This window comes from Deinococcus gobiensis I-0 (genome assembly GCF_000252445.1).
GTDB lineage: Bacteria > Deinococcota > Deinococci > Deinococcales > Deinococcaceae > Deinococcus > Deinococcus gobiensis.
Map to the genome: position 1 here is coordinate 966,417 of NC_017790.1, position 22,913 is coordinate 989,329.

Consider the following 22,913-nt stretch of genomic DNA (forward strand, 5'->3'; position numbering starts at 1 on the left):
GGCTCAGCCCAGCGTGCCGGCGGGCAGCAGCGTCGCCCTGGCCGGAGCGCCGTCCACCCCGGCCAGGGGCAGCGGGAGGCAGACCAGATCGTAGTCGCCGTCCGGCGTGGCGCTGAGGTTCAGGCCTTCGAGGATCAGCACGCCGGTCTCGCGGCAGGCGGCGTGGGCGTCCAGGGTCTTGCTCGTCAGCGGGTCCACGCTGGGGCAGTCGGTCCCGATGAGCCGCACGCCCCGCCGGGCGACCTCGCGCACGAAGGCGGGCTCCAGCGCCGTGAAGTCCTCGGGGAACTCGGCCCAGTGGGCGGGTTGCCCGGTGTGCAGCAGCAGCCGGGGCGGCAGCGTGCCCGGCAGCCCCGCGAGCGCTGCCGGGGTCACGTAACCGCCCTGCGGCGTCACGCTCAGGACGCGGCAGGGCCCGACGTAGACCTCCAGCGGAATCTCGTCCAGGCGCGCGCCCGCGTCGTCGTAGTGCCAGGGCGCGTCCACATGGGTGCCAGTGTGGGTGCTGGTCGCCAGCTCGGCAGTGTTCACGCTGTCGCCCCCGGCGATGCGGGCCACCGGAGTCAGGCGGTAGGGGGCGTCGCCGGGCCAGGTGGGATGGCCGGGCGTGAGCAGGCGCGAGATGTCTTGCAGGGGCATTGCCGCAGGATAACCGGCAGGAGGGGCGGGCAGGGGACATCTGCCCGCGCGCGGCCTGTCTGGACTGGAGTCGTGAACAACCTGAGCGCCTTCCGGCCCCTGCCCGCCTCCGTGGCGGTGCAGGCGGCCGCCGTGCTGACCGCCCTGTGCCTCGTCCCGGCGGTTCTCGGGGCGCTGTCCCTGGAGGCCCGGACCGACCTGACGCCCTGGGTCCTGGGCGCGGTGGCGTTCGATCTGGTCTTCGGGGCCTGCGGCGTGGGGTGGTGGGCTCGCCGCCGTGTGGAGCCGTCACGCCTGATCGGCACGGCCGCGCTGGGACTGGGACTGGCGGCGCTGCTGATGCCTGCCGCGCGTCCGGCATTGGGGGTGGCGGCGCTGCTGGTCGCCGGGGGAGCACTCTGGCGCAGGGCGGCTCCGGTGCCCCCCGAACCGGCCCCCTGGCCCCTGGCCCGGCGGGCCGCCCGGCTGGGACGGGTTTTTCCCCTTCCCCTGTCCATGTGGGTCGCACACGAGACGCTGCTGTGGCCGGGGCTGTGGCGGCGCGGCGCGCACGCTCCTCCCGGGGCCGAGGCCCTGACCTCGTTCCGGCGCTCGGGGCGCGTGGCCTACGTGTGGCTCTATGTCTTCTCCGAGCTTCCGCTGCACCTGGGCCTGCACGCCATGCTGGTCCCGGACGGGCGCGCCTTCGCCGCTTGGGCGCTGACGGCGGCCGACCTGGGCTTCAGCCTGTTCCTCTTCGCGCTGGCCGCGAGCTACCGCCGGTTTCCCACCTTCGTGGCCGGCGACACGCTGGTCCTGCACCAGGGGCTGCTGTGGTCGGGGACTGTGCCTCTGGCGGACATCGCGCAGGTCACCGCTCCTGTTCCCGGCGGCACGCGCCTCACGCTGAGCACGCCGCCCAACCTCGCCCTGCACCTGACGCGCGAGGCTCAGCTCCGGGGACCGTACGGCCTGCGCCGCCGGGGACAGGTCCTCACGGTGTTCATGGACGATCCGGCCGCCTTCCGGGCGGCCCTGGGCCGCTGAACCGAACAGGGAAGGTCCCGCCGGTCCTCCGGGCGGGGCCTTCCCTGTTCGGCTGTGCGCGGACGCTCAGACGCTGATTTCGGCGAACCTCGCGTTCTCGCGGATGAAGTCCTTGCGCGGAGCCACGTCGCTGCCCATCAGGGCATCGAAGATCTCGTTGGCGATGATCAGGTCGTCGATGCTCACGCGCTTGAGCACGCGCCGCTCGGGGTCCATGGTAGTCTCCCACAGCTGCTCGGCATTCATCTCGCCCAGCCCCTTGAAGCGCTGGATCTCGTACTTGCGGCCGTCGCGGGTCGCCTGCGCCACGTGCCGCTTGAGCTCCTCTTCGTTGTAGAGGTACGTGCCCTTGTTGTTCTTGGTGTTGGCCCCCACGGTGATCTTGTACAGGGGCGGCTGGGCGATGTACAGGTGGCCCTGCTCGACGATGGGCCGCATATAGCGGAAGAAGAACGTGAGCAGCAGCGTCGTGATGTGGCCGCCGTCCATGTCGGCGTCGGTCATGATCACGATCTTGTGGTAGCGCAGGTTCGACAGGTCGAAGTGCATCTGGTCGCCCGTGCCCTCGACGCCCGCCCCGATGGCCCCGATCAGGCTGCGGATTTCGGCGTTCTTGAGGATCTTGTTCAGCTCGGCCTTCTCGACGTTCAGGATCTTGCCGCGCAGGGGCAAAATGGCCTGGAAGCGCCGTTCGCGCCCGCCCTTGGCCGAGCCGCCCGCCGAGTTGCCTTCCACGATGAACAGTTCGCTCTCCGAGGGGTCCTGCGACGAGCAGTCGGCGAGCTTGCCGGGCAGGTCCTCGTTGTCCAGCGGGTTGCTGCGGCGCACGATGTCGCGGGCCTTGCGGGCGGCCTCGCGGGCGCGGGCGGCCTCGGCGGCCTTCTCGACGATGGTCTTGCCGATCTTGGGGTTCTCTTCGAGGAACTCCGCGAACTTCTCGCCCACCACCGCGTTCACGGCCGTCTGGGCCTCGCTGTTGAGCAGCTTGACCTTGGCCTGCGACTCGAACTGCGGCTCGCCGAGCTTGACCGACACCACGCAGTAGATGCCTTCGAGCAGGTCGTCGCCGCTGGGCACCGGGTTGCCCGACTTGATCATGTTCTTGTCGCGGGCGTACTTGTTCAGGATGCGGGTGTAGGCCGTCTTGAAGCCGGTCAGCGGCGTGCCGCCGTCGCGGGTGCGGATCATGTTGGCGTAGGTCAGGATGTTGTCGCTGGCGTAGGTGTTGGCGTGGATGAACGCCACCTCGACCTCGACCTCGTTGCTCTTGCCGCGCATCACGATGGGCTGGTCGTAGAGCAGCTTGGTGTCGTCGGTCACGAGCGCGCGCGCGAAGTTGGCGATGCCGCCCTTCTCGAAGAACTCTTCTTGCTTGACCTCGCCGCCGTGCAGGTCGGTGCGCTCGTCGCGGATGACGATCTTCAGGCCGGTCAGGTAGGCCAGCTCACGCAGGCGGTTGCGGATGCGCGAGTAGTCGAACTGGTTGTCGAACTCCTTGAAGATGGCCGGATCGGGGTGGAAGGCCACGCTCGTCGCCCACTGCACGTCCGCCGGCGTGGGGCCGAGGTCTTCGAGCGGCGTCGCCAGCACGCCGCGCTCGAACCGGATGTGGTACAGGCGCCCCCCCTTGTTGACGTGCACGTCGAGGAAGGTCGAGAGGGCGTTGACCACCGTCGAGCCGACGCCGTGCAGGCCGCCCGACACCTTGTAGGCGCCCTGGCCGAACTTGCCGCCCGCGTGCAGCTCGCTGAAGATCACTTCGATGGCCGGGCGGCCCTTGGACTTCATGATGTCCACCGGGATACCGCGCCCGTCGTCGGTCACCGAGGCGCTGCCGTCGGCATGCATGGTGATGCGGACCTCGGTCGCGAAGCCCGCGAGGCCCTCGTCGATGCCGTTGTCGATGATCTCGGTCAGGAGCTGGTGGTAGCCGTCCACGCCCGTGCCGCCCTGCACGTACATGCCGGGGCGCTTGCGGACGGCGTCCATGCCCTCGAGCATGGTGATGTGGTCGGCGGTGTATTCGGCGCTCGGGCCGGCCTGCGCGGTCAGCTCGGTCACGGTGGACAGTTCGTCGGTTCTGGTCATGGATCTCCTCGGCCGCCCCGGTGTGGGCAGCCCTGGTCCAGTGAAGCTCTGGGGGGTCGATCGGCGGAAAGACGCGCACTGGGCCGCCTTCCCGGCGGTCCCTCAGTATACCCCGGAGGTTGAAATCGGTCAAATTTATTCTGTAGTGGACAGAATACATGATGCGATTTGCGCGCGGCGGCGGCGGGGTCCGGGGCAGGGGCGGCTCAGCTTCCGCATCCCGCCGCCAGGGGGCACAATAGGGGGCCGATGCCCCGCGCCGCCCTGTCCCTCCACCTCACCGCCGCGCTGCTGTGCGGGAGCCTCGCCCTGGCGACCCCGCCCGCGACCGTTCCCGCCGCCTCCACCGGAGGGGCCGAGACCTGCGCCCTGCCCACCGGCCCGCTGCCCACCCGCACGCGCGCCGTGTTCGTCCTGGATACCAGCGGCAGCATGCGCGGCATCGGGGACGGTCAGGCCGACATCTTCGGGCAGGTCAAGGCCAGCGTGAGCGCCTACGTCGCGGCGGCGCAGCCCGACCGCGTGGACCTCGTTACCTTCGACGGTGGCCTGCGCACCCGCCGGGGCTACGCGCTGCCCACCGACGCCGACACCTTCGCGCGCGACCTCGCGGCGCTGCGCGCGAACGGCTCGAACACCTACCTGTACCGCAGCCTGCGCGACGCCCTGTCGCCCCTGGCGGGAGGCGGGCGCTACCTGACCGACGTGTTCCTGCTGACCGACGGCATCGACAACAATCCCCGGCGCCGGGTCAGCGCCGGACAGGCGCTCGCGGCCTTCCGGGGGCGTGGCCCGCTCGACCGCCTGACCTACATCGCCCTGGGCACCGAGATTCCGGCCGAGGCGGCCACGGCCCTGGCCCGCAGCGGCTACGCGCGCGGCCTGAGCCTGCCGGTCGGCACCGTCCCGGACCTGACCCGCGTGCGCGGCACCGTCCCCGCGACCGTCACCGACCCCGCGCGGGTGCCTGCGCCCTACCCGGACGGCACGCCGCTGCGGCTGGTCGGGGCCGAGGGCGGCGCGGTCCCCACCCTGGCCCAGGCGCAGGCTTCGGGCGGGCTCACCCGACTCCAGGTACGCGGCGAGGTCCCGCAGGGCACGGCGGCCCTGCTGTGCGCCGAGTCGGGGGCGGGCACGGGGGGGGGCGGGGACACGGCTACCGCCGCAGCCGGCACGTCTGCCGACCCCCTGGCCGCGCTGCCGCCGCAGCGGGTGCTGCTCACCCTGAACCTGCCGCCGCAGGCCGCCGCGCCGCAGGGCTGGCTGGCCTGGGTGCGGGGGCTGCTGGGTCGTCAGGACGGGGGGCAGGCCGTCCAGGGGGGCAGCGCGGTGCAGGTGGCGGCCTCCACCCCGGCGACTCCCGGCTGGCAGTGGCTCAACCCCGGGGCCGACCGCGTGCTCGGGCCGGGCGAGGACACCGTGCTGCGTTACCGCGCCGCGCCCGGCACCGACCTGCGCGGCGCGCGGCTGGAACTGCCCGGCGACGCGGGGGGCGCGGCCGCCGATCTGACGGCCGCCCTGGAGGCGCAGCCGGGGGCCAGCGAGTTCGCCGTGCGGCTGCGGCGCACCGGCAGCGGCGGGGCCGGACAGGAGGTCGCCGCCCGCCTGATCCTGGCCTCCGGCGAGACGCTGGTGTTGCCGGGCGTGACCGCCGGGCCGCTGGCGAGTGCGGGGCAGACCGTGACCCTGAGCCCGGTCGGGTCGGCCCCGACAGCGGGCGCGCCGTCGGGGACCGGCCCGACCGCTGCTCCGGCGGCGCGCCCGGCGCCGCGCTGGGCCGGGTGGGTGCTGGGGGTCGCGCTCCTGCTGGGGCTCCTGGCCGCCCTGGCCCTGCTGCGGCGCCGCCGCGCCGGGGCCGGGGGCGGCGGGGGAGCGGCCCCGCGCGGCGCGGCGGCCCCCCCCCACGCCTTCGTCGCCGGGACGGTCCCCACCGTAGAGGGCCTGACCTACAAGGAGGACCGCACCCTGGCGCTGGTCATGGCCGGCGGTGAGCTCAGCAGCGTGCCCACCCCGCTGGGCGGCCCCTTCGACATCGGGCTGCTGTCGCGGGTCCCCCACCTGAGCGGCGTACGGGCCGAACAGCACCGCGACGGCCTGCGTCTGCTGCACGTGCCCGAAGACCTGGACATCCGCCGGGGCGGGCGGCTGCTGCGGTCTGGCGACGTGGTGGTGCCCGGCACCCTGCTGGGTGTGGCGATGGCCGACGCCTCACGCGCGCCGCATCCCCCCCTGGGGTCGCTGGTGGGCCTGGGCCTGCCCCTGAGCCTGCGGGCCGAGGGCGTGAACGTGCAGGTGGCCGGTCCCTACGCCACCCACGCCCTGAGCCTGCCCACCGGCATCACCGATCTGGGCGAGGCCTTCGGATCGCCCGCCCTGCGCGGCCTGAAGGTCAGCGTGACCGCCGGGCGAATCCTGCTGGCCGACCTGCCCCCCGACCTCACCCTGAGCCGCGCGGGCGACCCGCAGCCGCTGCGCCCGGGCACGTACCTGCCCGCACAGACCGACCTGGGCCTGCCCGAACGCTGAGCGGCGGCCGGCCCCGGCATCCCCGGTCGCCGGGTCACCTGACCTGCGGCCAGGGGGCCGGGCACGCTACGCTGCGGGGTATGGAGTTGCTGCGGCTCGTTCACGGGTACATCCTGCCCCCGCTGTTGCCGGTGCCCCTCATCACCACCCCCCTCACGCTCATCACGCTCGTGCTGTTCGTGTGGAGCCTCGCCCCGGCCCTGAAGGGCGAGGTGCGCCCCGGCTTCGTGGTGTGGGTGCGCGTGACCTGGCTGGCCTTCCTGCTGCCGGCCGTGACGGGGGTGGCCCTGGCCCTGGGCGGGCTCAAGGTGCCCAGCTCGACCGATGTGGGCGGCGGCCTGACCAAATACGGTCTGCCGGTGGACCCCAAGCGCGACGGCGAACACTGGATGTACGCCGCCTTCGCGCTGCTGAGCCTGTTCATCATCGAGGTCCTCATCGCCGGCCGACTGCTCGACCGCAGGAAGGGCCTGCGGTACCTGCCGGTCGTGACCCTGTTCCTGTACGGCGTGGCCTATATGGTCGCGCGCGTGGCGGTCTTTCCGGGCAACTCGGTCGCCACGGGCACCTGAGCGGCGCCGGGGCGGAGGCCCTGCCGGATGAGATTCCGGTCAGTTTGGGTTCATCCGGCACCCGGCGCGCCGTGTTCAAGTGGACGCCGGATGCGACGTGTTGCCCTGACCCTGCTGTTGATTTCCCTGCCGGTGCCGGGTGCGCCGGCCTGGGCCGCACCCACGACCCCGGCGTCCCGGCCCGCCACCGTGAAGGTGAAGGCCGGTGACACGCTGTACCGCCTGGCCCGCACCTACCACCTCAGCGTGGCGCAGGTGCAGCGCTGGAACGGCCTGAACGGCAACACCATCCATGTGGGACAGGTGCTGCGGCTGCGGCCCCCGGCCACCGCCACCGCACCTGCCCCTGCCCGGACGACACCGGCCCGGACGACCCCAGTCCGGACAGCTCCGGCCAGAGGCGCTGCGGCCCAGGCCAGCCCGGTGGCCGGTCGCGGCGGCGGGGTCTATACCGTCCGGCGCGGCGACACGCTGGGGGGCATCGCCCGCCGGGCCGGGGTGAGTGTGGCGGCGCTGCAACAGGCCAGCGGCCTGCGCGGCACCCTCATCCACCCGGGCCAGCGCCTGCGGGTCCCCCCGCGCGGGACGGTCACGGTGGCCCGCGCGGCCACGCGCGTACCCGCCCTGCCCGCCGGCAAAGAGGCCCGGCTGGTCTACACCTACGTGCGGGTGGGGCCAGGCGACACGCCTCAGGGCCTCGCGGCGCGCTACCGCGTGACCCCCGACGCCCTGAGGCGGCTCAACGGGTTCTCGACCGTCCAGATGATCGTGCCGGGGACCAAGCTGCTGGTGCCCAGCCGCGTCGCCGTGCCGGTGCCGCCCGCCGCGCGCGGCAGCGCCGTGAGCTACCGCGCCGCGCGCCCCCTGGACATTCCCGTGCAGGTCGTGCAGGTGGACCTGCGGTGGCGCAACGTGCTGGTGGCCCCGGTGCTGCCCAGCCGCAGCCTGAGTTTCAACAGCGGGGCCACGGTGGGCACGCTGGCCCGCACGAGCGGCGCGCGCGCAGTCGTCAACGGCAGCTATTTTCACCCGCACACCTACGCGCCGGCCGGGGACATCGTCATGCAGGGCCGCCTGCTGACCTGGGGGCGCATTCCGGCCGCCCTGGCGATCACGCCCGACAACCGCGCGAGCATCGCCGCGAGCACCACCGCGCTGTTCAGCCGTCCGCTGGACACGAGCTGGGCCGGGATGGAGACGGTCATCGCCACCGGGCCGCGCATCGTGGCGCGCGGGGCCGTGCAGCACAGCTACAGCGGGGTCTTTCAGGACCCGGCCCTCTTCGGGCGGGCCGCGCGCAGCGCCGTGGGCCTGCTGAGCAGCCGCGACCTGCTCCTCGTGACCACCCACGCCCGCCTCACCACGGTCGAGATGGGCAAGGTCATGGCGAAGCTGGGCGCGCGCGACGCCCTGCTCCTCGACGGCGGCAGCAGCGCGGGGCTGGCCTGGAACGGCGCGGCGGTACTCGACAGCGTGCGCAAGGTCAGCTACGGCATCGGGGTCTTCGCCGACTACACCGGCCGGCGCTACGCCCGCTAGCCGCCCACGCCGCCCGTTCCGGCAGCCGCGCCAGCCGCCGAGGCGCTAGCATGACGGGATGACCCATTTCGCGCGCTCCTGCGGAGGACAGCCATGAAACCCGCCCAGATCCAGTCGCAGCTTCAGCGCGTGCTGAGTGAGGCCATCTCCGGCCTGCGCGATCCACGCGTGCCCATGATCGTGACGGTCGAGCGCGTGCAGGTCGCCCCCGACTACACCCTGGCGCGTGTGTACGTCAGCGCGATGGGGGCCGACATGCCCGAACTGCTCGATGCCCTGACCCACGCGCGCGGACACCTCCAGCGCGAGGTGGCCGCCCAGGTCAAGATGCGCCGCACCCCCACCCTGGAGTTCCGCTCGGCGGCCGACTCTCCCCTCTGAGCATGCCGGACACCCACCCCCCCACCACCCCCGGCCGCACCTTCACGTCCGACTTCCGCGTGCGGTATGCCGAGACCGACGCGATGGCCGTCGCCCACCACGCCACCTACCCGGTGTGGTTCGAGGTGGGCCGCAGCGACCTGATGCGTGAGCTGGGCCTGCCCTACGCCGAGATCGAGGCGCGCGGGTACTACCTCATGCTCAGCGGCCTGCACGTGCAATACCGCCGCGCCGCCCGCTACGACGACCGCCTGCGCCTGACCACCCGCGTCTCGGAGCTGCGCAGCCGCACCCTGAAGTTCAGCTACGAGCTGCACCGCCTGGGGGAAGAGGGCGCCGCGCCCGAGCTGCTGGCGACCGGCGAGACCCACCACATCGCCACCGACCGGACCTACCGCCCCGCCCGCATGCCCGACGACGTGCTGGAACGCCTCAAGCCCTGAGCCATCCTGTTGTTCCTGTGGGAGTACGGGTGGCTGTCCCCCGGAACCCGCAGGCTGGAGGCATGACCAGAGCCTGGACGCCTACGACCGACCTGTGCGATGCCGACGGGCGAGCCCGGGTCCTGGCTCCCATCTTCCGCTCCTATGGCCGCCTCCAGCGCTTCTGCGGCGAGATTTCGACCCTGAGGGTGGACGGGCACAATCCACTGGTGCGCGAGGCGCTGCACACGCCGGGCCGCGGGCGTGTACTGGTCGTGGACGGCGGCGCGCGGCTGGACTGCGCGCTGCTGGGCGACCAGCTGGCCCAGGCCGGCGTGGCCCAGGGCTGGGCCGGCGTCGTCGTGAACGGCGCGGTTCGGGACGCGGCGCGGTTGGCCGAACTGCCGTTGGGGGTCCTAGCACTGGCGACCCATCCCCGGCGCAGTGGCAAACTCGCGCAGGGCGAGCGGGATGTGGGGGTGCATTTCGCCGGGGTCTGGCTGTGGCCCGGCGACTGGCTATGTGCCGATGAGGACGGTGTAGTGGTCCTGCCCGGAGATGGGGGACCCCCCGACCATCTGTGACTTTATATACATTCCTTGGCTTTTATGGAAGAAAATGACATTCGGCAGATGAAGCCGGGGTAAACTTTCTCTGAGACATGACGGTTTCCCCACTTCCTCTCGTGCTGGTCGTTTCAGCGCAGCGCAGCCATGCGCCGGCGCTGGCGGCGGCCCTGCGCGGCTCGGAAGTGCAGTACCTGCCCGACAGCGACACCCTGCTGCGCGAGGCCAACCTGCGCGCGCCCCAGGTCGTGCTGCTGTACACCGACACGCCGGGCACGCCGCTGGCGCAGGTGTTGCCGATCCTGCGCCGCCGCGCCGAACTCGCCGCGACGCAGTGGCTCGCGGTGGGCACGCAGGGCCTGGGCGAACTGCTGGCCGCCGGGGCCGACGGACTGGCGAGCGACGCGACCTCGCCCGAGGCGCTGGCGTTGCAGGTGCGCAACATGCAGGTGCGCGCGCAGCAGCATACCGACGCCCTGGAGCGCGTGGCGACGCTGCAACGCCGCATGGACGCCTGGGAGCACGAGGAGCGGGTGCGCGACCAGCTCGTGCACATGCTGGTCCACGACCTCAAGAACCCCATCGCCGCCGTCATGGGGCTGCTGGAGGTCGTCGAGGACGATACCCGCCTGCCTCCCGACTCGCGCGAGCTGCTGCGGGTGGCGCGCGACGAGGCCCAGCACCTGCTGCACCTCACCGTGAACATGCTCGACGTCCGCAAGATCCAGGCGGGCAAGATGAACCTGCGCCGCGAACTGATGTTCAGTCCGATGTTCAGCGAGGTGATGGACCTCGCGCGCGGCGACGTGGGCAGCGGCCTGCGCGAACGCAATCTCCAGGTTCAGGTCGAGCAGGGCATCAGCCCGGTCAGTGCCGACGCCGAGATCCTGCGCCGGGTCATGGCGAACCTCATCAGCAACGCCCTGAAGCACACCAGCATGGGCGGCCTCATCGCCATCGACGTGAGCAGCGACGGCCCGCATCTTCTGGTCAGCGTGCGCGACGACGGCGAGGGCATCCCCGAGGACGACCTGCCCAACCTCTTCGCCGCCTTCGAGCAGAGCCGACTGACCCTGCACGGCCGCTTCGACACCGGCATGGGCCTGGCCTTCTGCAAGATGGCCGTCGAAGCGCACGGCGGCCAGATCGGCGTCGAGTCGGTGCGCGGGCAGGGCTCACGCTTCTTCTTCACCCTGCCCTTCGCGCAGGACAGCGAGGACGACGATTTCGTCGAGCTGCTGAACTGAAACAAGTGCGGGGGCAGGGGTAGAATGTCCGGCTCCGGTCCCCGACCAAGTCGTCCGTTCACAGCGGCCAGAGGAGAAGGGGGGTGTGGCTAACTTCTCCATCTCCGGCCGCTGTCTTCTCCATCTCCGGCCGCTGTCTTTTCCGCTCAATGCAGAGGGACCAGAGGCGCTCCTCGATCCCTCTGCACTCTGCCCTCAGTCGTCGGCCGCCGCGCCCAGCAGGTCGGGGTGGATGCCGAAATCCTCGGCGATGAGTCGGGCCGTCATCTTGGCCGACATCATCACGCTGGGGGTTCCTGCGCCCGGCTGCGCGCCCGCGCCGACGAGGTACAGGCCGCGTACGTCCTCGCTGCGGTTGTGAGGCCGGAAAAAAGCGCTCTGAGCCAGCACCGGCTCGGGGCCGAACGCATTGCCCAGGTAGCTGTCGAGCGTGCCTTCGAAGTAGTCGGGGGTCACGTACTCGAAGTGGGTCAGGCGGGCACGCAGGTCCGGAATGAACCCGCGTTCCTCCAGGTAGTCCAGCACGCGCTCCGTGAGCCGGGGTCCCTCGACCGACCAGTCGATACCGCTGCCGTTGTGGGGCACCGGCACGAGCGTGTATGCCGCGTGGTGCCCGGCCGGGGCCAGCGCCGGATCGGTGAGGGTGGGGACGTGCAGGTACTGGCTGAAATCCTGCCCCAGCACCTTCTTGCCGAAGATCTCGCGCAGCAGCGCTTCGTAGCGCGGCCCCAGCAGGATGTTGTGGTGGCGCAGGTTCAGCGGCTGGCCGTCGTCGCGGAAGCCGAAGTAGATCACCAGCAGGCCCATGCTCTGCGGCGCGGCCTTGATCCGCAGGTCGTTGTTGACCAGCCGGGCGGCGGCGGGCACGCGCTTGAGGTAGGTGTTGGCCCAGTCGCCGTTGCTCACCACGATGTCGGCGCGCAGTTCCTCGCCGCTTTCCAGCCGCACGCCGCGCGCGACGCGGGGACCGACCGGCGCGCGCACCGGCCCGCCCCGGCCCGACTCGACCAGAATCTCCTCGACACCCGTGCCGTAGCGCACCGTGCCGCCCAGCTCGCGGAACTTGCGCACGAAGCCCTGCACGAGCGCGCCCGTGCCGCCCATCGCGTAGTGCACGCCCCAGGTCTTCTCGACAAAGTGGATCATGGCGTAGATGGCCGGCACGCTCAGCGGGTTGCCGCCGATGAGCAGCGTCTCGAAGGAAAAGACCTGCCGCATCTTGTCCGAACTGAAATACCGGGACGTGAACGAGAACAGGGTGCGCACCGCGTCGAGCTTCATCAGGTCGGGCACGACCCGCAGCATGGTGGGCAGGTCGCCGAAGTGCGTGTAGCCCAGTTCCAGAAAGCCGCGCTCGAAGATGGCCTGCGCGTCGCGGTGGAATCTCTCGTAGCCCTCCAGGTCCTCCGGGGCCAGCCGGGCGATCTGCTCGCGGGTGCTCACCGGGTCGCCGTCGTAGTCGAAGAAGGTGGCGTCGTCGAACACGATCCGGTAGAAGGGCAGGATGGGCACGAGGTTCACGTACTCGCGGGTACGGGGGCCGCCGCTGTCGCCCGCCTTGACCCGCTCGCCGCTCAGGGTATGGGGCGGGTAGTCGGGAGTGTTCAGCGCGGCGTGGTCCCGTTCCAGCGAGAACAGTTCCTCGATGAAGTGCGGCACCGTGATGACGGTCGGCCCCATGTCGAACACGTAGCCGTCCTCGGTGCGTTTCTGGTAGGCGCGGCCGCCGGGGCCGTCCAGCCGTTCCAGGATGGTCGTGTCGAAGCCCAGGCTCTGGAGCCGGATGCCCAGGCTCAGGCCGCCGATGCCGGCACCGACGATCAGGGCGCTCTTGCGCTGTGGGGGGCCCGCGGGCCGGGGAGAGGCAGAGGAAACAGTCATGGTAGGGGTAGACCTCCCGCCGAAACCCGGCGGCGGCATGGGGGAAAGACGAATCGGTTCAGGCGGAGAAACTGCGCAGTTCCCACCAGGCCTGGGGCAGCATCATCAGTTTGCGCCGCCCACTGACGTAGGCCCGGCGGTTGAAGTTGTCGTATCCGGCCGCCTCCAGGTCGTCGAGGATGCCCTCGTAGGCGCGGGCGGCGGTGGCGACGGCCAGCCGGGCGCGGCCCCGCAGCAGCGGGATGCCCGCGCGGCCTTCGGCGTACCAGGCCCGGGCCTGGGCGGTCAGGTCGCGCAACATGGCGCAGTATTCGGGCGTGACCACCCCACGTTCCAGGTCGGCGCGGCACAGGCCGTAGCGGTCTAGGACCTCGGCGGGCAGGTAGACCCGGCCCAGCGACAGGTCCTCGCCCACGTCGCGCAGGATGTTCGTGAGCTGCATGGCCTGACCCAGCCGCAGCGCCTTGTCCAGCGTGGCCTCGCCGCCCTCGTAGCCGCTGATGGGCGCGATCATGAAGCCCACCACGCCCGCCACCCGCCGGCAGTACAGCGTGAGGTCGTCCATGCTGGCGTAGTTGTGGCCGCGCAGGTCCATCCGCAGACCCTCGTGCAGTTCGGCGAAGGCCCCCAGGGGAATGGGGTACTCGCGCGCCGCCCAGGCCAGCGCCCGGTCGGTCGGGTGCTCGCCGGGCCGGCCGGCGAAGGCCCCCTGCACACGCGACCACCAGTCGCCCAGGCGGGCGTCCACGTCGGGACCGCCGCCGTCGGCGATGTCGTCACCCTCACGGCAGGCGGCGTACACGGCCCACACGGCGGCGCGCTGCCGGCCCGGAAAACAGCGCGAGCCGAGGTAAAAGGTCTTGCTGTGCTCCCGGGTCACGGCCTGGCAATGCCGCAGGGCCCGGTTCAGCCCCGGGTCGACGGTGGAAGAGGGTGCAGGCGGGGCGCAGTCAGTCACGGGCAGGTCCTCTGGTCCAGGCCCGCAGGGGGCCGGGCAACTCTGGCGGGGAAATCCGGACGCGGGCGGCAAAGGAAGGGGAGAGGCCCTGGAGACGGGGGTGGGGGGCCGCCCCTGGCTCCGGGGTCACGCCCGACCGGTCCGGGTCAGGGCCGGGGGGGACGTGCGGCGGGGGCGATCCATATGGCCGAGTGTAAAGCCAGAAATGGCGCGTGAATCTCACGCTTTGTTACAGATCGGTGTCCGGACCCGCTTCCTTAAGAAAATGTTCAAACTGCACGTTGCCGCTGCGAAAGGCCATGCGCCGCCGCAGCTGCGGCAGCTGGAGGCCGGTCCACGCCGGGTCGAAGAAGTTCAGCCCACCGAGCGTGCTCAGCGCCGTCTGGCCGGGACCGCCGGTGCGCGCCACGTACATCAGCCACAGCTGACCGCCGGGGCGCAGCACGCGGGCCAGCTCACCCAGGAACCGGGCCGGGTCGTTCGTCTCGTTCAGGGTGGCCCCGACCGTCACGCCGTCGAAACTGGCGTCGGGCAGGCCGCTGCTTTCGAGGTTGAGCAGCGCCCAGTCAATCAATGGCGACGTTTCGCGGCGCTGGCCCTCGCGCAGCATTGCGGGGCTCAGGTCGGCCGCCAGTACCGCGCAGCCCTGGGCGGCCAGCACGCCCGCGTAGAATCCGGCGCTCGTGCCCGCGTCCAGCCAGCGCTCTGCGGCCTGTGGGCGGCACTGGCCCAGGAACAGCGCCCGCTCGCGCTCCAGGCCGAAGGGCTGGCCGCTGAGCAGCGTCAGCGACTGCGCGCGCCACAGCATGTATCCGCGCGCGGTGAGGGGCGCGAGATTGCTTAGCTGTGCCCGCGACAGGGCCGGAGCGGCATGAGAATGATTGAGGGAATCTTTGGGGTGCCGCTCCGGTCGCATTGTGTTCATTATGCTGTTCTGGAGATTGGCCTGCCCAGAGGGAGGCTGGCCGGCGCGAGAGGGCGCTGGGCCAGGAGGACGGAAATGGAAGAGAAAAAGAGTATGGGCGGCGCACTCATCGACGTGTTCGACGCGGCCCTGGTGCTGGTCAAGTCAGAGCTGAGTGGACTCATCAAGAAGCTCACCGCCGTCATCAAGGCCAAGGGCCTGGGCGTGGTTCTCATGCTGGGGGCGGTGGGGCCGCTGCTGCTGGGCCTCGTGTTCCTGATCCTGTTCGTGTTCTACGGCCTGATGCGCCTGGGCCTCGGGGCCTGGGCCGCCGCGCTGCTGATCGCGCTGTTCAGCTTCGCCCTGACGGGGGCATTGATCGTCATGGGCCTGAACAAGCTCTCGGCCGACGCCGACCTGGGCCAGCCCAAGCGCAAGGAGGGTCCCATGACCGAGGACGAGCGGCTCGAAGCCCAGTACCAGGCCGAGAAGCGCGCCGAGAAGGCGCGGGCCGAGCAGGAGAAGAAAGGCCACGAGAAGGGCGCGGCGGGCACGCCGATCCCCGCCGTGGGTCTGGGCAAGGGCCGTGAACCCGAGCCGGTCGGCGTCCCCGGCCGCATCTCGACCACGGGCACCTCGGGGCGTGACCCCAGCAGCCAGTACACCGACCAGTCCACGGGCGGCGTGCGGCCCAACCCCGAGATTCCCCGCGACGCCATCAACTACGCGGCGGGCGAGAGCCGCGTACTGAACGCCGAGGACGGCGCCGCGACCGTGCGCGTCGAGGGCGGTACCGTGACCGTACCGGTCTACGAAACCGACGAGGACGGCAAGCCCCAGATGTACAGCACGGGCATCAACGACAAGCTCGAAGGCAGCACCCTGCCCTCGGGCCCGGCCCCCGCGCATGGTGGCCACGGTCACAAGAAGCACGACCCCAACCTTCAGGAGCCGGTCGTCCTGAAAGACGCTCCGGGCATTCCCGTGAGCACCACCCCCACCTACCGGGAAGACATGCGTGAGGCGGCGGGCGGTCCGGACGACGCCCCGGCCGTGCGCCTGGATTCCGTGAGACTGGGCAAGGAGGACCGCCGTGACTGAGTACCGGGACCACGAATACCGCACCGAGCAGGAAGAGGCCCGCGAGCGCCTCAAGCAGAGCATTGACGCCCTGGCCGAGCGCGCCAACCTGCAGGTGCAGATGCAGAAGGAGCCCCTGAAGATGCTGGGCGGGGCCTCGGCGGTCGGGGCCCTGGTGGGCATGGTCGTGGGGCGGCAGTTCCGGCGCAGCAAGAAGATCTACGTGGACGCGGAGAGCCCCCTCAAGCACCAGAAGGAACTGGTCCGGGCGCAGAAGAAGCAGCAGGGCCAGAGCGTCGGCGGCGCGCTCGCCGCGACCCTGGCGACCCTGGCGGTCAAGACCCTCACCGACCGCGTGCTGTCGCCCAAGCTCGAGCAGCTCGCCAGCGGCATGCTGGAAAAGGCCGGGCAGGCCCCCGAGTCCGGGGCGCGGTCCGGTGGGACGGGCGGGTCCACGGCCGGGCGTCTGGCCATGCCGGTGCGTCCGGCCCCGGCGGCCCGCAGCGACACCCCGGCGACCCGCCCGGAATCGGCCATCGGCACCGCCGCCTTCCTGAAAAAGCCTGCGACGGGCAGTGCGCAGCAGCCGACCGCCCCCGAGAGCGCGGACGCGCAGGCGTCGGCCGAGGGCAGCGCCCCGCCCCGCCCGCAGGCCCATCCCGGCATCGTGCCCATGCCGGCCAGCCATGTGGAGGCCAAGGCCCAGGGCACGCCCCTCTCGGCCGAGGAGAAAGCCAACCCCAACGCCCACTGAGGCCAAGGCCCGAGAGGGCCGGCAGGGTGCAGGCGGCTCATCCGACAAGGGTGGGCCGCTCTTGATTCGTGTCTCTCAAGTTCTGCTACCCTGCCCCCATGACCGCCACCGCCCAGCGCAGCACCCGCCAGCGAGACGTGATTTCCCGTGTGCTGGACACGGCCGAGGGGCCGCTGGGTGTCGCGGAGGTGCTGGAGCGCGCTCAGAGCGATCTGCCCGGCCTGGGGATCGCCACGGTGTACCGGACCCTCAAGCTGCTCACCGATCAGGGCCGCATCCATCCCGTGACCCTGGACGGCGAGACGCTGTACGAGGCGTCGGGCCGGGGCCACCACCACCATTTTTCCTGCACGTCGTGCGGCAAGGTGTTTACGCTGCATACCTGCCCGGTCGCCCTGCCGCGCGGCACGGTGTACCCCGGCGGCTTCATCGTCGAGGCGCACGAGGTCACGCTCTACGGCCGTTGCCCGCAGTGCGCCGCGCCCCAGGCCTGAGCCCCGCGCATCACGTCTGCCCGCCCCCCTGGAACCGCTCCCAGATGGGGCCTTATGCTGAGAGGCGATGCTCAACCCAGACCTCTCGGCCCGGCTGCGGACCGCCTTCGACGACGACCGCGACGCCGATACCTTTTTGCTGCGCCTGGACCGCTACGGCGACGACCTGGAGCGCAGCCTGCGCGCCGTGTATGGGGACCGGACCCCGGCCCTGGTCGAGCGGCTGCTGGAGATCATGCTGCATGCCTTCCACGCCCGCCCCGCCGACCTGAAACGGCTGGACGAGGCGCGGCTGCTGCGCCCCGACTGGCTCCAGTCGCCCGACATGGTGGGCTACGTCGCCTACGCCGACCGATTCGCGGGCACGCTGCGTGGGGTGGGCGAGCATCTGGACTACCTGTCGGACCTGGGTGTGCGCTACTTCCACCTCATGCCGCTGCTCAAGCCCCGCGAGGGCGAGAACGACGGCGGTTACGCGGTGGCCGACTACCGCGCCGTGCGTCCCGACCTGGGCAGCATGGACGATCTCTCGGCGCTGGCGCAGGGGCTGCGGGGCCGGGGCATCAGCCTCGTGCTCGATCTCGTGCTCAACCACGTCGCCTCCGAACACGACTGGGCGGCGCGCGCCCGCGCGGGCGAGGAAAAGTACCGCGACTACTTCCATATCTTCCCCGACCGCACGCTGCCGGGCGCCTATGAGCGCACGCTGCCCGAGGTGTTCCCCGATTTCGCGCCGGGCAACTTCACCTTCGACCCCGCGCTGGGCCGCCTGCTGGACGCGCCCGCGCCCGCCGAGGCCCCCAAGCCGAAGAAGGGCAGCCGCAAGAAGGCCGCCGCGCCCGCCGAGGCGGCCCTGTCCGTCGCCCGCCAGACCGACGGCGCGGGCGGCTGGGTCTGGACCACCTTCAACACCTACCAGTGGGACCTGAACTGGGCCAACCCCGACGTGTTCGTGGAATTTCTGGACATCATCCTGTACCTCGCCAACCGGGGGGTCGAGGTGTTCCGGCTCGACGCCATCGCCTTCATCTGGAAACGGCTGGGCACCGACTGCCAGAACCAGCCCGAGGTCCACGAGCTCACGCGGGCGCTGCGGGCGGCGGCGCGCGTCGTGGCCCCGGCGGTAGCCTTCAAGGCCGAGGCCATCGTGGCCCCGCACGACCTGATCCACTACCTGGGCACGCGCGACCACCACGGCAAGGTCAGCGACATGGCCTACCACAACAGCCTGATGGTGCAGCTCTGGAGCAGCCTCGCCTCGCGCGACACCCGCCTCATGCAGGAGGCGCTGCTGGCCTTCGCGCCCAAGCCCACCAACACCACCTGGGGCATGTACGTGCGCTGCCACGACGATATCGGCTGGGCCATCAGCGACGCCGACGCCGCGCGCGCCGGGCTCTCGGGGCCGGGGCACCGGCATTTCCTGTCGGATTTCTACAGCGGCATGTTCCCGGGGACCTTCGCGCGCGGGCTGGTCTTCCAGTACAACCCGGCGACCGGCGACCGGCGCATCAGCGGCACGGCGGCCAGCCTCGCGGGGCTGGAACAGGCCCAGGACCTGGGCGACGAGGCCCTGACCGAACTGGCGGTGCGCCGGCTGCTGCTGCTGCACGCCGTCACGCTGGGTTTCGGCGGGGTGCCGCTGCTGTACATGGGCGACGAACTGGCGCTGCTCAACGACTACGCCTTCGCCGACGTACCCGAGCACGCCCCCGACAACCGCTGGGTGCACCGCCCGCGTATGGACTGGGCGCGGGCGGCAGCGGCCCAGGCGCAGCCCGGGACCCCCGCCGGGCGCGTGAACGCCGGCCTGCGCGCCCTGATCCGCGCGCGCGCCGCCACGCCGCACCTGCACGCCAGCATCGAGAGCCGCCCGGTGCCCAGCCCCGATCCCCGCCTCCTGATGCTGCGCCGCGACCATCCGCTCGGCGTGATGCTCCAGGTCTACAACTTCAGCGAGGAGCGCGTGACCCTGCCCGCCTACGTGCTGCGCGGGCACCTGGGCGCGGCGGCCACCGACCAGCTCGGCGACGGCACCTTCGACCTGGGCCGCCCCTCCGTGACGCTGGGGGCCTACCGCGCGCTGTGGCTGGTGAGCCGGGAAGAATGACGGGGGCCGACGGGGCTAGGCCATCCGGCGGGTGTCGGGGCCTGGCCCCGTGTCCTATCCTCGGGGGATCTCGCGCAGGGCCACAGGGGGTTTCTCATGCCGCACCGCTTCTTCCGTACCGCGTCCACCGTTCGTCTCCGGGTCACCGGAAGCGGTCTCCAGAGGATCTAGCCGCGCTGCCGGTGACCTGCCGCCACGAGGTCACCCGTCTTGAACACCTTCGCCGAACATCTTGAAGTCACCCCCGCCACCCCCGAGACCCTGGCCGACCTGTATGCCCTGCACCCCGACCGCGAGGACGCCGCCCGGCGGCTGGAGGCCCTGCGGGGCCGGATCGCGGCCGGGCACGTCCACTTCGCCCAGACCCTGATCCTGCGCGGCCCGCGTGGGGTCGAGGGGAGCCTGCTGCTGGCGGGCAACCCGGCCGTGCCCCTCTTTCCCCGGCTGCGGCCGGACGCCTCCGCCTCCGCAGTCACGGCGCTGTTGCGCGCGGCCCGTGCTCAGGTCTCGCCCGACCGGCCCCTGATCCTCGACAGCACGCTCGCTCCACTCGGTGCCGAGCCGGCCCGGGAAGCCGGGTGGGCGCATACCGAAACGCACGTGCTGTACGAGACCGACCTGCGGGCCCACACGTTCGCCCCCGAACCGGGCGCGCGGGAGGTCGGCACGGATTCCCCCGCCGTGCGCGCCCTGCTGGCCGAACTGGGCCGCGCCGACTGGCGGCCGGACAAGGACGAGGTGCTCATAGGCCTGTTCGGCCCCGCCGGGGAGCCGCTGGCGCTGGGCACCGTCCAGGCGTCCGGGCGGCCGGACGCGGCGACCCTCGACCTGATCGGGGTGCGGCCGGGCCGGCGCGGGCAGGGCCACGGCACCCGGCTGCACGCGCATCTGCTGGGGTGGGCCGCGGCGCGCGGCTTCGCGCGGCATGTCGGCGCGACCGACGCGGGCGACCTCGCCATGCGCCGCGTCCTGGCCCGGCACGGCGCCCGCGAGACGGCGGTGCAGGAGGTCTATCTTCCCCTTGCCCCGCAGGCCCCGGAGCGCGTATAGTTCTCTCTTGGTCAAGTGGGGCAGGGCGACCAACAGCCGCAGACGCCGTCAGGCGCGCGGCGGCCCCGACCCCCGGACGGAAGCGGCCTGAACAGGGCCAGCGACCGGACCAGCAAGGAGGGCGACATGCCCAAGATGAAGACACTGAAGGCGGCCAAGCGGCGCGTGAAGATCACGGCGACCGGCAAGGTCATGGCGTTCAAGAGTGGCAAGCGCCACCAGAACACCGGCAAGAGTGGCGACGAGATTCGCGGCAAGGGCAAGGGCTTCGTCCTCGCCAAGCCCGAGTGGAAGCGCATGAAGCTGATGCTGGGGGGTAAATAATGCCTCGCGCCAAGACCGGCATCGTTCGCCGCCGCCGTCACAAGAAGGTCCTGAAGCGCGCCAAGGGCTTCTGGGGCAGCCGCTCCAAGCAGTACCGCAACGCCTTCCAGACGCTGCTGAACGCCGCGACCTACGAGTACCGCGACCGCCGCAACAAGAAGCGTGACTTCCGCCGCCTGTGGATTCAGCGCATCAACGCGGGCGCACGCCTGCACGGCATGAACTACTCGACCTTCATGGGCGGCCTCAAGCGCGCCGGTGTGGACCTCAACCGCAAGGTGCTGGCCGACCTCGCCGCGCGTGAACCCGAAGCCTTCAAGGCGCTCGTGGACGCCGCTCAGGGCAGCAAGCAGGGCTGAAGCCCTTCTGGTGCGGGCGCGCCGCCTTCCCGGCTCCGGGGGGCGGCGCGCCCTTCTTTTGTTCTCCGCGCACAGCCCTCCCGGGCGCGCGGGCGTACCATACGGGGCGTGAACGTGGCAAGGGTGATTCTCTCGGCGGTGGCGGGACTGGCGGCGGCGCTGCTTTCTTTCTCGGTCATCTACGTGCGCGGCGACCTCGGCGGGGTCATGACCGTGCTGCGCGCGCGCTCGGCGGCGCGGCGGCTGGCCGAGTCGGGGGCGGGCGCGGCCGAGGTCGAGGCGGCGCGGGCCAACGTGCTGGCACTGGCCGAGCGCTTCGTGGCTCCCGATCTGGCCACCCGGCTCGTGCCGCTCGAACTCTTGATCGGGCTGGGGGTGGCCGTGTTCATGTGGTGGTTTTTCGAGCGCCGCAGCGCACAGGTGCAGCAGGAGGGCCGCCCCGACATCCACGAGCGCATGGTGCTGCGCCTGGCCCACCGCATGGGTGGGCGCTTCACCCTCACCGACCTGAGCGAGCGCAGCCCCCTGAGTGCCCCGCAGGCCCAGGCCACCACCGACCGGATGCTGGAGCGCGGCCAGCTGCGGCGTGAGGGCGAGGCCTTCCGGCTCGCATGACGCCTTTCTCGGCCGACCAGCTCGCCGCCCTGCTCGACGAGGCCGACCACGCGCCCTGGGAGAGCGTGCGGGCGGCCCTGAGCGGCGTGGAGGGTCAGCCCCACCCCCGGATCGGCTGGCTAACCACGCACCTCGCCGTGACCAAGCGCGAGTACTGGAGCCTCATCGCGGCGGCGACGGGCGCGCCCCCCCCGCCCGACGACTATGGCCTGACCCGCCTGATGGCCTGGGAGATCGGGGCCGCGCGCGCCCTGAGCGACGACGCCCTGACCCGCCGCGTGGTCCACGCCGGAGCAGAGTTCGGTGTGGCCGAGCTGCTGCGCCTGAATGCCCGCCATACCGCCTGGCACGCGGGCCAGATCGCCGCGCTGGCCGACCGCTCCCGCAGCGCGTAGGTCCGGCCCGTGCCCGATGAACGTCCCTTCCTGACTGAACCCGGTCAGGCGGGTCAGACCCCCGGCGCGGCCGTGCCCGCCGCCCTGTTCGACCTCGCGGTCAACCGCGCCTGGGCGGCGCTGCGCGGTCTGTCGCCCGGACAGCGGGAGGGCGCGGCGGCCGACGGGGCGCTCGCCGCGTGGCACGCCCGCACCCGTTTTGCCCGCCGTGTGCCGCTGGAGGCGGTCCGGGCGGCGCTGCTGGCCCGGCCGCCCGGTGAGATCGCCGCAGGCCGGGAGTGGCACTGGTCAGGCGGCCCGGTGGGGGGCTGGCAGCCGGGCCGGGCGCCCTTTCCCTAGGCCGGGTCCGGGTGCCGCGCCAGCGTTTCGGCGGCCAGACGCACCGCCCGCGTGATCTCCTCCTGGGGCAGGTAGGGCAGGGGGGGGCGGTTTCCGGGCACGGCCAGGGCCACCGCCGCGTTCGCCGGAACGTGCAGGAACCCGCAGCGCACCCCCGCGCGGCCCGTCTCCTGCAGGTGGTGCAGCGCGCGGTACATCACGAAGTTGCAGACATACAGGCCCGCCGTGTTGCTGATGTGGCCGGGAACCTGCTCCGCCTGCCACGCCGCCAGGATGGCCCGCAGCGGCAGCGTGCTGAGCATGGCGGCCGGGGCCTGGGCGTGCGTGTGGGCAGGCGCGTCGCGGTAGGTGCGCCCCGCGTTGTCGGGAATATCGAAGTCCATGACGTTCACCGCCACCCGCTCCAGCGTGACCTGGGGCCGTCCCGCCGCGAGGCCGGTGAGCAGCGCGGCGTCCGGACGCAGGCGGTCGAGCAGGGGCAGCAGGACCTCGGCCGCCGCGTGCGGCTCGACCGGCAACAGCGCCGAGTGGACCTGCCAGCCGCCGGGCAGCTCCAGACCGTCCAGGGCCTGGGCCGCGCGGGCGCTGGGGTTGTCGGGATGCGTGTGGAACGGCTCGAAACCGGTGAGCAGCAGTGTGGGCAT

Annotated in this window: 24 protein-coding genes; 18 read left to right on the forward strand and 6 right to left on the reverse strand. The window is 71.8% G+C overall.

The window, feature by feature from the left end; all coding sequences use genetic code 11:
- Positions 1-3: 3 nt before the first annotated feature.
- Positions 4-639, reverse strand: coding sequence for a cyclase family protein (locus DGO_RS04415; protein ID WP_083847215.1), 636 nt, complete (start codon positions 637-639; stop codon positions 4-6).
- Positions 640-711: 72 nt separating this feature from the next.
- On the opposite strand from DGO_RS04415, the gene DGO_RS04420 reads away from it, so the two are divergent.
- Entirely contained in the window at positions 712-1,665 is a 954-nt protein-coding gene (locus DGO_RS04420) for a hypothetical protein (protein WP_043801053.1), read from the forward strand.
- A gap of 66 nt (positions 1,666-1,731) precedes the next feature.
- On the opposite strand, the gene DGO_RS04425 is transcribed toward DGO_RS04420, so the two are convergent.
- The gene (locus DGO_RS04425; RefSeq protein ID WP_014684283.1) at positions 1,732-3,753 is read right to left on the reverse strand and encodes a DNA gyrase subunit B; all 2,022 of its coding nucleotides are present in this window, start codon (positions 3,751-3,753) and stop codon (positions 1,732-1,734) included.
- A 249-nt stretch (positions 3,754-4,002) separates the two neighbouring features.
- On the opposite strand from DGO_RS04425, the gene DGO_RS24190 reads away from it, so the two are divergent.
- From DGO_RS24190 to DGO_RS04465, 7 genes are all read left to right on the forward strand, one after another.
- Positions 4,003-6,279: a vWA domain-containing protein gene (locus DGO_RS24190; RefSeq protein ID WP_050920679.1), complete on the forward strand. Its 2,277-nt coding sequence runs from the start codon at positions 4,003-4,005 to the stop codon at positions 6,277-6,279.
- A gap of 80 nt (positions 6,280-6,359) precedes the next feature.
- Positions 6,360-6,851: a hypothetical protein gene (locus DGO_RS04440; RefSeq protein ID WP_014684285.1), complete on the forward strand. Its 492-nt coding sequence runs from the start codon at positions 6,360-6,362 to the stop codon at positions 6,849-6,851.
- Between the two features lie 90 nt (positions 6,852-6,941).
- Positions 6,942-8,390, forward strand: a complete 1,449-nt coding sequence (locus DGO_RS04445; RefSeq protein ID WP_083847216.1) for a LysM peptidoglycan-binding domain-containing protein — start codon at positions 6,942-6,944, stop codon at positions 8,388-8,390.
- Between the two features lie 93 nt (positions 8,391-8,483).
- Entirely contained in the window at positions 8,484-8,771 is a 288-nt protein-coding gene (rbfA, locus tag DGO_RS04450; RefSeq protein ID WP_014684287.1) for a 30S ribosome-binding factor RbfA, read from the forward strand.
- Positions 8,772-8,773: 2 nt separating this feature from the next.
- Entirely contained in the window at positions 8,774-9,214 is a 441-nt protein-coding gene (locus tag DGO_RS04455; protein WP_050920680.1) for an acyl-CoA thioesterase, read from the forward strand.
- Positions 9,215-9,276: 62 nt separating this feature from the next.
- Positions 9,277-9,777 (forward strand): ribonuclease E activity regulator RraA, encoded by a 501-nt coding sequence (gene rraA, locus DGO_RS04460; RefSeq protein ID WP_043801055.1) that lies wholly within the window; start codon positions 9,277-9,279, stop codon positions 9,775-9,777.
- Positions 9,778-9,854: 77 nt separating this feature from the next.
- Positions 9,855-11,006 carry a sensor histidine kinase gene (locus tag DGO_RS04465; RefSeq protein ID WP_043801056.1) on the forward strand — a complete coding sequence of 384 codons (1,152 nt, stop codon included), beginning with the start codon at positions 9,855-9,857 and terminating at the stop codon, positions 11,004-11,006.
- A 195-nt stretch (positions 11,007-11,201) separates the two neighbouring features.
- Here the strand turns inward: DGO_RS04465 and crtI are convergent, their stop codons facing one another.
- The 3 genes from crtI to DGO_RS04480 all read right to left on the reverse strand — a co-directional run bounded on the left by crtI (position 11,202) and on the right by DGO_RS04480 (position 14,761).
- A complete protein-coding gene (gene crtI / locus DGO_RS04470) occupies positions 11,202-12,887 on the reverse strand; it encodes a phytoene desaturase family protein (RefSeq protein ID WP_043801058.1) in 1,686 nt (561 codons plus the stop codon).
- A 58-nt stretch (positions 12,888-12,945) separates the two neighbouring features.
- On the reverse strand, positions 12,946-13,767 hold the full coding sequence (locus DGO_RS04475) for a phytoene/squalene synthase family protein (protein WP_014684292.1): 822 nt from the start codon (positions 13,765-13,767) through the stop codon (positions 12,946-12,948).
- A 307-nt stretch (positions 13,768-14,074) separates the two neighbouring features.
- Complete coding sequence (locus tag DGO_RS04480) at positions 14,075-14,761, reverse strand: class I SAM-dependent methyltransferase (RefSeq protein WP_050920681.1); 687 nt, start codon at positions 14,759-14,761, stop codon at positions 14,075-14,077.
- Positions 14,762-14,845: 84 nt separating this feature from the next.
- Between DGO_RS04480 and DGO_RS04485 the strand changes: the two genes are divergently transcribed.
- From DGO_RS04485 to DGO_RS04530, 10 genes are all read left to right on the forward strand, one after another.
- Complete coding sequence (locus DGO_RS04485; RefSeq protein WP_014684294.1) at positions 14,846-15,850, forward strand: phage holin family protein; 1,005 nt, start codon at positions 14,846-14,848, stop codon at positions 15,848-15,850.
- The gene (locus tag DGO_RS04490; RefSeq protein WP_043801064.1) at positions 15,843-16,583 is read left to right on the forward strand and encodes a hypothetical protein; all 741 of its coding nucleotides are present in this window, start codon (positions 15,843-15,845) and stop codon (positions 16,581-16,583) included. The genes DGO_RS04485 and DGO_RS04490 overlap by 8 nt, the downstream gene beginning before the upstream one ends.
- A gap of 98 nt (positions 16,584-16,681) precedes the next feature.
- On the forward strand, positions 16,682-17,077 hold the full coding sequence (locus DGO_RS04495) for a Fur family transcriptional regulator (RefSeq protein WP_043801067.1): 396 nt from the start codon (positions 16,682-16,684) through the stop codon (positions 17,075-17,077).
- A gap of 67 nt (positions 17,078-17,144) precedes the next feature.
- A complete protein-coding gene (locus tag DGO_RS20985; RefSeq protein ID WP_014684297.1) occupies positions 17,145-19,187 on the forward strand; it encodes an alpha-amylase family protein in 2,043 nt (680 codons plus the stop codon).
- Between the two features lie 210 nt (positions 19,188-19,397).
- Positions 19,398-20,237 (forward strand): GNAT family N-acetyltransferase, encoded by an 840-nt coding sequence (locus DGO_RS04505; protein ID WP_050920682.1) that lies wholly within the window; start codon positions 19,398-19,400, stop codon positions 20,235-20,237.
- Positions 20,238-20,363: 126 nt separating this feature from the next.
- Positions 20,364-20,561 carry a 50S ribosomal protein L35 gene (rpmI, locus tag DGO_RS04510; RefSeq protein WP_014684299.1) on the forward strand — a complete coding sequence of 66 codons (198 nt, stop codon included), beginning with the start codon at positions 20,364-20,366 and terminating at the stop codon, positions 20,559-20,561.
- Positions 20,561-20,920 carry a 50S ribosomal protein L20 gene (gene rplT / locus DGO_RS04515; RefSeq protein WP_014684300.1) on the forward strand — a complete coding sequence of 120 codons (360 nt, stop codon included), beginning with the start codon at positions 20,561-20,563 and terminating at the stop codon, positions 20,918-20,920. The genes rpmI and rplT overlap by 1 nt, the downstream gene beginning before the upstream one ends.
- A gap of 108 nt (positions 20,921-21,028) precedes the next feature.
- Positions 21,029-21,535 carry a hypothetical protein gene (locus DGO_RS04520; RefSeq protein ID WP_014684301.1) on the forward strand — a complete coding sequence of 169 codons (507 nt, stop codon included), beginning with the start codon at positions 21,029-21,031 and terminating at the stop codon, positions 21,533-21,535.
- Positions 21,532-21,930, forward strand: coding sequence for a hypothetical protein (locus DGO_RS04525; RefSeq protein ID WP_043801071.1), 399 nt, complete (start codon positions 21,532-21,534; stop codon positions 21,928-21,930). The genes DGO_RS04520 and DGO_RS04525 overlap by 4 nt, the downstream gene beginning before the upstream one ends.
- A 9-nt stretch (positions 21,931-21,939) precedes the next feature.
- Positions 21,940-22,269 (forward strand): hypothetical protein, encoded by a 330-nt coding sequence (locus tag DGO_RS04530; RefSeq protein WP_014684303.1) that lies wholly within the window; start codon positions 21,940-21,942, stop codon positions 22,267-22,269.
- On the opposite strand, the gene DGO_RS04535 is transcribed toward DGO_RS04530, so the two are convergent.
- The gene (locus DGO_RS04535) at positions 22,266-22,913 is read right to left on the reverse strand and encodes a pyroglutamyl-peptidase I (protein ID WP_014684304.1); all 648 of its coding nucleotides are present in this window, start codon (positions 22,911-22,913) and stop codon (positions 22,266-22,268) included. The genes DGO_RS04530 and DGO_RS04535 overlap by 4 nt on opposite strands.